Origin of the sequence: Christiangramia marina, assembly GCF_048285865.1 — a bacterium.
GTDB classification, from domain to species: Bacteria; Bacteroidota; Bacteroidia; order Flavobacteriales; family Flavobacteriaceae; genus Christiangramia; species Christiangramia marina.
Genome location: NZ_JBLVTK010000006.1, coordinates 1 through 7248, shown reverse-complemented (window position 1 = coordinate 7248; position 7248 = coordinate 1). Strand labels below are relative to the sequence as shown.

The window sequence follows — 7248 nt, the reverse complement described above, 5'->3', positions numbered from 1 at the left end:
CGGAATCTTTGAGTTCCCACGGTTCATTTAATCTTATTCCTCTCTTTAGTTCTTTCTGTTTATACAATCAAAATTTAGAAAAATTAAACTTAAGACGGTTCATCGCCAATAAGCGGCACCGTTAGAAAGAAAATAATTAACTTGACCAACAAACCAGTACTAAGCCGACAAATCCGCGTCCCCTACTCCGCCAACTGGCGATAACCGAGACCGTGCACAATATAAAAACCACCATTAAGTGATAAAAAAAGAGTTTGAAAAATTACTTAAGAAGTATGATAAAAAAATTGTAGTAGACAAAATTATTGATGGTAGATACCAAACCTTAAATAATGATGGAACATCATTACATCGACATATTTTTTATCAAATTGTATGGATTGAAAACGGTTCTGGAGTTCATATAATAGAGAATAGGAAGTACACTTTTACAAGCGGAACTATTTTTCTTTTAGCACCTTATTACTTACACAAAATAACATATAATAAAGATGTTCAAGGTTATGTTGTTAGTTTTTGCGATAGTTTTTTAGACCGTTTTCAGAATAAATCTACTCTACTGTTTCACAACATTGATCAAGCCTATATCAAAATACCGAGTGAAGAAATTAAAATACTTAATAATGAATTCAATCTTTTAAATCATTATTTTAATAAGAACCAAAATAATACTGTTACCATCTTACAGGATTATTTACATATACTACTCACTAAAATAAAGGGATTTAAAAACTTTACAGAAATAGACGATTTAGATAGTGATGTAAAAATATTAGAACAATTTGTGCAATTGGTAAGAACACAATACAAAGAACAAAAACAAATGGCTTACTATATTAGACAATTAGCTACTTCTCAAAAAAAATTGAATCAAATACTCAAAAAAAATACAGGGCTAACATCAGCAAAATTTCTAGAAACCTACATTTTAAATGAAGCTGCAAGAATGTTACGTTACAGTGACTTGAGTGTTAAAGAAATTGTCGGAGAACTCGGTTACTCTGAAAGCTCTTATTTTATAAAAGCGTTTAAAAAACACTTTGAAAAAACACCTATAACGTATAGAAAATTTTCTAAATTAAATTTGAATTCCAAATAATACCATACTAATCCCAAATAGTCCTATTAGATAATAACGAGAAAATAGAAGTTTGTGCATTCTAATAAATGTAAAGTAAACTTCTATGAATAAATCTATCATCTATATTATAGCCTGCGTCTTACTATGGGCATTGATTCCTGTAGTATCTAAATTAGGACAAAATGGATTAGATAACCATCAATTTCTTTTTTGGTCAAGTCTAACTTCTTTAATGTTTTTTTTAGGAATTGGCCTTTTAAAAAAAAACCTTCAAAAAATAAGTGATATTTCAAAAATCAAATGGTTCCAAGCTGTTTGTTTAGGTTTTTTAGGCACCTATTTATATTATGTATTATTATATTTTGGCTATGCTAATGCACCAGGAATGGAGGTATTAATTGTCCAATATTCTTGGCCAATTTTAATTGTTATACTATCCCTCATTCTATTAAAAGAAAAACTAACAATATCTAAAACAACATCTATTCTAATGGGATTTATAGGTGTTTTCTTAGTTCTTACAAAAGGGAATTTTGAACAATTAAAATTTGAAAATATAAATATCCTCATAATAGTGTTTACAGGAGCATTTGTTTTTGCATTGTTTTCTGTGTTAAGTAAAAAAATAAAAATGGATGATATGCTATTATTAACAATTTACTTTTTAACAGCTAGTTTCGCTTCTTTTATATCAATGAACTTTTATTCTGAATTTAAAATACCTAATTTAAATACAGTTATACCAATTCTAATAAATGGCTTTTTAGTAAATGGTCTTTCATATATATTTTGGATTAGAGCTCTTAAAATTGGAGAAGCGTCTTTTGTTGCTCCATTTGTTTTTTTGACACCTGTTTTATCATCAATTTTTTTAATAATCTTTTTTAACGAGCCATTTTACATAGCATACTTAATTGGTATGTCGTCTGTTATACTTGGTGGTTTACTGAATTTAAAAAAGAAAAATACTGTGCACAACAACGTATAACGCAAATGGCGGGTTTTAGAAAAAAGAACTAAATTAATTATCATAACAAACAAAGTCGTTAAGCCGACAAATCCGATTCCATAACTACGCGCCGCTTGTCGTTATACGAGACCGTTGCCCACAATTAAAAAAAAAATGTACTTTCCTGAAATAGGTTGACTAAAAATTAAACCTTTTAGCACTATACCTAATGAAAGAACAAAATGAACACTGTCGAAAAACTTCCTACAAAAAAGTAGGATATGATCTAAAGCTCATCATCATAGATCAGATCCAGAATGCACAGATATCTATCAATCATGCCTCCGATAAATATCAGGTTTCCAGAGCTTCTATTTACTACTGGTTGAAAAAATACAGTACTTTAGAACAAAAGAAACAAGGGATGAGCAAGAAAGATGAAATCAAGAAACTCAAAGAAAAAATAGAGGAACTGGAGTTTGTAAAAGACTTCCAACAAGACATAATTGCTGACATGGAACTTATTACCGGGGTTGATATGTCAAAAAAGTCATTGCCCAAAACATTAGCAGACGAGATCGAAAAAAAGAAGCAAAACCGTTTAAAAGAAAATGGTTGATCCAATGTTTTGGGGTTTCCAAACAAGCTTTCTATAAGCGGTTAAAATCTCATCAAACCAGGCAATCTCAACAACAGATTGTCATTCGGCTTATTAAAGAGTATCGGAGTAAATACGGTTTACACACCGGTGGAATCAAACTATATCAGGAATTAAAGGCTGATATGGACAGACTCGGTATTAAAATAGGAAGGGATAAATTCTATCGAGTAATGCGAATGAATAACCTGCTCGTTCCTAAATTAAAGCGGTTCCATATTACAACCGATTCAAAACACCGATTCTTTAAATACAAGAACCTTGTAAAAGACAAAGTTCCCACCAGGCCGGAACAACTTTGGGTAAGCGATATCACCTATATCAAAACCCAGAACGGACACAGTTACTTAGCATTAGTCACAGATGCCTATTCTAAGCAAATTATGGGTTATAAATTAGCAAGCCATATGAAGACATCACTTTGCATCGATGCCCTTAGAATGGCTATTAAAAATAGGAAATACAAGAATCAGAAACTCATCCATCATTCAGATCGTGGAATTCAGTATTGCAATCCTCAATACACCAGCTTTGCTGAGGAACACGGAATACAAATGAGCATGACCGAGAAGTATGATCCGTACGAGAACGCCGTGGCTGAGAGAGTCAACAGAACCCTTAAATATGAATACGATTTAAAACGAACTATAAAAAATACTAACTTAGCGAAGAAGATGGTCAAAAGGGCTGTTGAGATTTATAACAACAAAAGACCCCATTTAAGTCTCAAATTGAACACCCCTAACTTTGTTCATTTGAATAGAAATGTAGACTATCATTCCTACAAAAGGAACAAACAAAATTTAGAACTATTGACCATCTAGACTGTCGAAAATTATATCAAAAAAGGTCAACCTATTTCAGTACAATACATAAAAACCAGATTATACAAAAAACAATATGGGATTAGATTCTGTAGAATTATTAATGTCCATCGAAAACAAATTTGGAATAAGAATAGCAGATGAACAAGCTAAAAAAATAAATACTGTCCAGGATTTAATTGACTGCGTTTACAAAAATATTACCACTCGCCCGACAGATCAATGTTTATCACAAAAAGTGTTTTATAAAGTCAAAAATATAATTCCAGAATCTGATATAATAAATAATAAAATAGAACCTGATACAGTAATTTCCGAATTATATTCTTTACATGAATTAAGAAAAAATTGGTCCATACTGGAAAAAAGAATGGACCTCAAATTACCCGATATTCATGCTTTCGATTTCAATCCTAATATAGGGTCTAGCTTAAAGTTTTTAGGTCATCGAACAATAAAAAGAAATCTACCAATAACACAATCAACTATTAAGCAGTTAATTGACTGGATCATTTCTTTGAATTCAGAAAAATTGATTGATATTCAAAAAATTAGGAATAAATATGAAGTTGAAAGAATCGTTTGTGGTATCATCCATAAAAATATGGGTATTCCCATTAGTGAAGTTCAAGTACATCATTCCATTTCCAATGATTTGGGAATAAACTAATTTCTAATTTAATTCAGTAAATGCACTGTTTACAACAACGGTTAATCGCCAATAAGCGGTAGCGTTAGAAAGAAATTAATTAACTTGACCAACAAACCAAAACTAAGCCGACAAATCCGCGTCCCTTACTCCGCCAACTGGCGATAACCGGGACCGTTGTGCGTAATTTTTCAAGACAACAAGACGAATGAAAATATTTCCCGAAGAAAATTTAATTATAAAACTAAGTACTGATAAATACAATGCCATTTCTGAATTAAAGAAAAATACTCTTCATAAAGATCAATACGTTGGGAATTGGAACGGTCAGCAATTTATTGGAGTAATAAGTGAATCTGAATTTCAAATTAAATTATCTAAAAGAATATATGGTGGATTTTGTCTTTTTCAAGGTCATTTAGAAAATGTACATGGTTCACTTATCATTAAACTAAGTAAAATCGTGAAATTATTATTTTACATCATAATAGCTTTTATAATATCAGGACTTATTGTTGCAATAGTTCAAAAAAACAATGCAATAATTATTCAATCAATTTTAAGTCCTATTCTTTTCTGGATTTTTATACAAATTGGTTTTAAAATAATTTCCAAGAAAGGGATAAGAAAATTGAAAGAAACAATTCCGCTTAATATCATTTCACAGAAAAATGAAGGATTATAATGAGGAAGAATCTTTAATGATAAAAATTCAATGTTGGATAGTTGTAAAATCTTAATTTAGGTAAAAAAACTACGCACAACAACGGTTAATCGCCAATAAGCGGCACCGTTATAAGGAAAATAATTATCTTGACCAACAAATCAATACTAAGCCGACAAATCCGCGTCCCTTACTTCGCCAACTGGCGATAACCAAGACAGTTAGCTCTAATTATTATAGAGAGTTCTGAGTTCAATAACTTAACGCAACAAATTAAGAGGAAATTTCCTTTAATATTAGATAAATAGAAACGAATAATTATAACGACAGAATGCCAAATTTATGACCTAATGAATAAAAAGAAAGTTGATAATGTAATAAAATTGAGTTCAAAAGATAGATATGGTTATCTAATACGAAAAGTTGCAGATTTTGAAAAAATCTTCCTGATATGTGATTCTTATGGAGATTTGGTTACTATAGGTGATAGTCTTTCGAAATGTATTCCAGTATGGCCAGAAAAAGAATTTGCTGAATTGTTTCTAACCAATGACTGGAAAAAATATAAAGTCAAATCATTTTCTTTAAATCAGTTTCTTATTTGGTTAGATAAACCTACTTCAGAAAAATACGAAATTGCCGGCTTTCCGAATTTAGACTTAAATGCTGTTATTATTACAATGGATGAAATAAAAAATCATTTGATTTATGAAAGTAGTCAGTATGAATAATAACTAGAGCTAACAACGGTTAATCGCCAATAAGCGGCAGCTTTAATAAGAAAATAATTAACTTGACCAACAAACCAATACTAAGCCGACAAATCCGTGTCCTTTACTCCGCCAACTGGCGATAACCGAGACCGTTGGCTACCATTATTAAGAATAATATGAGAAAAATAATAGTGTTTTTATTTTTAATCACAGCATCCAATTTTATTTCCGCTCAGACTGAGAATTATAAAATTTCAATTAATAATTTTCAAATGCAATTTAACGATAAAGATTATTTAAAAATTTTCAATTCTTTTTCTCCCCAAATGCAGCAAACGTTACCAATGGAGAAAACTAAAGAATTTTTTTCGAATTTATATAAAAATGTTGGCGATATAAAGGCAAAGGAATTCATTGATTATGAAAATTTAAATTCTGCTTTATATAAAGCAAAATTTGAAAAAGCGACATTAGCAATTTACATTTCACTTAATAAGAATAATAAAATTGCTGGGCTTTTAATTAAACCTTACCATGAAAAAAATAAGCTAAATCAAGCTATAAATGCTTTAAAAACTTACCCCAAAGAAATCGCAGAATCTATTTTCTTAAAAGCGCAAGATTTTCCGAATAATACACAATTGTCTATTGCAGTTATAGAAAATGGAGAAACTAGTTTTTATGGTATCAAGAGAGAAAATGACAGTATAAAAGAATATAAAAATCAAGATAAAGTTTTTGAAATTGGCTCAATTACAAAAGTTTTTACTTCTACCGTTTTTGCTTCACTAGTAGTAAGTGGAAATCTAAAACTAGATGATACTATTAACTCTTTTTATCCCTTCGATTTAAACAATAATACAATACTAACATTTAAAAGTTTAGCAAATCATACTTCCGGATTACCCCGCCTTCCTGAAAATTTGGATTTAAGCAATGAAATTAATCCATATAAAGACTATGGCAATAGGGAGATTGAAGATTATCTCAAAAACTATTTAAAAATTGAAAATGATTCTACAAATTCTTACAACTATTCAAATTTAGGAGCTGGATTGTTAGGATACACACTTGGAATCACTCAAAAATCAAGTTTTCAGACATTACTTAAACGGCATATTTTTGATGAATATAAAATGAATAATTCCTATACAGACTCTAGAAATTTAGATGGTAGTTTAATAAAAGGTCTAGACCAGAATGGAAAAGAAGTTAAAAATTGGGATTTTGATGCATTATTTGGAGGAGGTGGAATTTTATCAACCACGGAGGATTTATCAAAATTTGCCAAAGCTCAATTTAATCCAGATAATTTTGAATTAGAATTAACTAGAAAACCAACATTCACTATAGATGATAGAATGAAAATTGGTTTAGGCTGGCATATAATAAAGTCTAAAAATGATATAGATTTGTATTGGCATAATGGAGGCACTGCTGGATACTCTTCGTCAATAATCATTGAACCAAAAAATCACTTTGCTGTGATAATATTATCGAATGTTTCTGCATTCAACTCGACAATGAGAAATATTGACGACCTAGCATTCGAACTAGCAAAAAATTTGAACGGTAAATAACGGTAGCCAACAAAGAACTAAGGTAAAATCCTAGTACTTTTAAGCTAATTTCGACATATAATTTTCCTGGTAATAGGTTCCTGATTTTGCAATTGCAAATGCTTGCTTTAGCAGCTTATTACATACTGCT

At 30.3% G+C, this 7248-nt stretch carries 8 protein-coding genes; all 8 read left to right on the top strand.

Annotation, left to right across the window (positions count from 1 at the left end; all coding sequences use genetic code 11):
* The first annotated feature begins 238 nt into the window (after nucleotides 1-238).
* The 8 genes from ACNKXS_RS14985 to ACNKXS_RS14950 all read left to right on the top strand — a co-directional run bounded on the left by ACNKXS_RS14985 (nucleotide 239) and on the right by ACNKXS_RS14950 (nucleotide 7118).
* Nucleotides 239-1099, top strand: a complete 861-nt coding sequence (locus tag ACNKXS_RS14985; protein ID WP_140964617.1) for a helix-turn-helix domain-containing protein — start codon at nucleotides 239-241, stop codon at nucleotides 1097-1099.
* 85 nt (nucleotides 1100-1184) lie between these two features.
* The gene (locus ACNKXS_RS14980; RefSeq protein WP_417921581.1) at nucleotides 1185-2069 is read left to right on the top strand and encodes a DMT family transporter; all 885 of its coding nucleotides are present in this window, start codon (nucleotides 1185-1187) and stop codon (nucleotides 2067-2069) included.
* 190 nt (nucleotides 2070-2259) lie between these two features.
* Nucleotides 2260-2649 (top strand): IS630 transposase-related protein, encoded by a 390-nt coding sequence (locus ACNKXS_RS14975; RefSeq protein ID WP_417921580.1) that lies wholly within the window; start codon nucleotides 2260-2262, stop codon nucleotides 2647-2649.
* On the top strand, nucleotides 2646-3512 hold the full coding sequence (locus ACNKXS_RS14970) for an IS3 family transposase (protein WP_417921579.1): 867 nt from the start codon (nucleotides 2646-2648) through the stop codon (nucleotides 3510-3512). The genes ACNKXS_RS14975 and ACNKXS_RS14970 overlap by 4 nt, the downstream gene beginning before the upstream one ends.
* A 76-nt stretch (nucleotides 3513-3588) precedes the next feature.
* Complete coding sequence (locus tag ACNKXS_RS14965) at nucleotides 3589-4182, top strand: acyl carrier protein (protein ID WP_417921578.1); 594 nt, start codon at nucleotides 3589-3591, stop codon at nucleotides 4180-4182.
* Between the two features lie 187 nt (nucleotides 4183-4369).
* Complete coding sequence (locus ACNKXS_RS14960; protein ID WP_417921577.1) at nucleotides 4370-4846, top strand: hypothetical protein; 477 nt, start codon at nucleotides 4370-4372, stop codon at nucleotides 4844-4846.
* A gap of 329 nt (nucleotides 4847-5175) precedes the next feature.
* Nucleotides 5176-5556, top strand: coding sequence for a DUF2750 domain-containing protein (locus ACNKXS_RS14955; protein WP_417921576.1), 381 nt, complete (start codon nucleotides 5176-5178; stop codon nucleotides 5554-5556).
* Between the two features lie 158 nt (nucleotides 5557-5714).
* On the top strand, nucleotides 5715-7118 hold the full coding sequence (locus tag ACNKXS_RS14950) for a serine hydrolase (protein WP_417921575.1): 1404 nt from the start codon (nucleotides 5715-5717) through the stop codon (nucleotides 7116-7118).
* Nucleotides 7119-7248: the final 130 nt, after the last annotated feature.

What these genes read in the sequence shown, in the direction of transcription:
- ACNKXS_RS14955 (WP_417921576.1), top strand. Translation starts at nt 5,176, where the DNA reads ATGAATAAAAAGAAAGTTGATAATGTAATAAAATTGAGTTCAAAAGAT.
- ACNKXS_RS14980 (WP_417921581.1), top strand. Translation starts at nt 1,185, where the DNA reads ATGAATAAATCTATCATCTATATTATAGCCTGCGTCTTACTATGGGCA.
- ACNKXS_RS14960 (WP_417921577.1), top strand. Translation starts at nt 4,370, where the DNA reads ATGAAAATATTTCCCGAAGAAAATTTAATTATAAAACTAAGTACTGAT.
- ACNKXS_RS14950 (WP_417921575.1), top strand. Translation starts at nt 5,715, where the DNA reads ATGAGAAAAATAATAGTGTTTTTATTTTTAATCACAGCATCCAATTTT.
- ACNKXS_RS14965 (WP_417921578.1), top strand. Translation starts at nt 3,589, where the DNA reads ATGGGATTAGATTCTGTAGAATTATTAATGTCCATCGAAAACAAATTT.
- ACNKXS_RS14975 (WP_417921580.1), top strand. Translation starts at nt 2,260, where the DNA reads ATGAAAGAACAAAATGAACACTGTCGAAAAACTTCCTACAAAAAAGTA.